This is a genomic window from Hydrogenophaga pseudoflava, assembly GCF_031020795.1.
Lineage (GTDB): Bacteria > Pseudomonadota > Gammaproteobacteria > Burkholderiales > Burkholderiaceae_C > Hydrogenophaga > Hydrogenophaga pseudoflava_A.
The window spans coordinates 1-1,137 of sequence record NZ_JAVHJP010000019.1 but is presented as its reverse complement, the minus strand read 5'-3'; the positions used below and the strand labels follow the sequence as shown (position 1 = coordinate 1,137).

Below are 1,137 nucleotides of genomic sequence, written 5' to 3'. Positions count from 1 at the left end.
GGTCACGTGGACCACGGCAAGACCACCCTGACGGCTGCCATCACCACGGTGCTGGCTGCCAAGTTCGGTGGCGCCGCCAAGGCCTATGACCAGATCGACGCGGCTCCCGAAGAGAAGGCCCGCGGCATCACCATCAACACCGCGCACGTGGAATACGAGACGGCCAACCGCCACTACGCCCACGTGGACTGCCCCGGCCACGCCGACTACGTCAAGAACATGATCACCGGTGCCGCCCAGATGGACGGCGCCATCCTGGTGTGCTCGGCCGCTGACGGCCCGATGCCCCAGACCCGCGAGCACATCCTGCTGGCCCGCCAGGTGGGCGTGCCCTACATCATCGTGTTCCTGAACAAGTGCGACATGGTGGACGACGCCGAGCTGCTGGAACTGGTCGAAATGGAAGTGCGCGAGCTGCTCTCCAAGTACGACTTCCCCGGCGACGACACCCCCATCGTCAAGGGTTCGGCCAAGCTGGCGCTGGAAGGCGACAAGGGCGACCTGGGCGAGCAGGCCATCATGCGCCTGGCCGATGCGCTGGACAGCTACATCCCCACGCCTGAGCGCGCGGTGGACGGCGCCTTCCTGATGCCCGTGGAAGACGTGTTCTCCATCTCCGGTCGCGGCACCGTGGTGACCGGCCGTATCGAGCGCGGCATCATCAAGGTCGGCGAAGAAATCGAGATCGTCGGTATCGCTGCCACCCAGAAGACCACCTGCACCGGTGTGGAAATGTTCCGCAAGCTGCTGGACCAGGGTCAGGCTGGCGACAACGTCGGTATCCTGCTGCGCGGCACCAAGCGCGAAGAAGTGCAGCGCGGCCAGGTGCTGTGCAAGCCCGGCTCCATCAAGCCGCACACGCACTTCACCGGTGAGGTGTATGTGCTGTCCAAGGACGAGGGTGGCCGTCACACGCCGTTCTTCAACAACTACCGCCCGCAGTTCTACTTCCGCACCACGGACGTGACCGGCGCCATCGAGCTGCCCGAGGGCAAGGAAATGGTGATGCCTGGCGACAACGTGTCGATCACCGTCAAGCTGATCGCCCCGATCGCCATGGAAGAAGGTCTGCGCTTCGCCATCCGTGAAGGCGGTCGCACCGTCGGCGCCGGCGTCGTGGCCAAGATCATTGCGTAA

At 64.9% G+C, this 1,137-nt stretch carries 1 protein-coding gene; it reads left to right on the top strand.

The genetic code is table 11. The features are described 5' to 3' along the window. Positions 1-1,137, top strand: a 1,137-nt coding sequence (tuf, locus tag RCO38_RS24205) for an elongation factor Tu (protein WP_308331154.1), incomplete at its 5' end; no start/stop codon positions are given.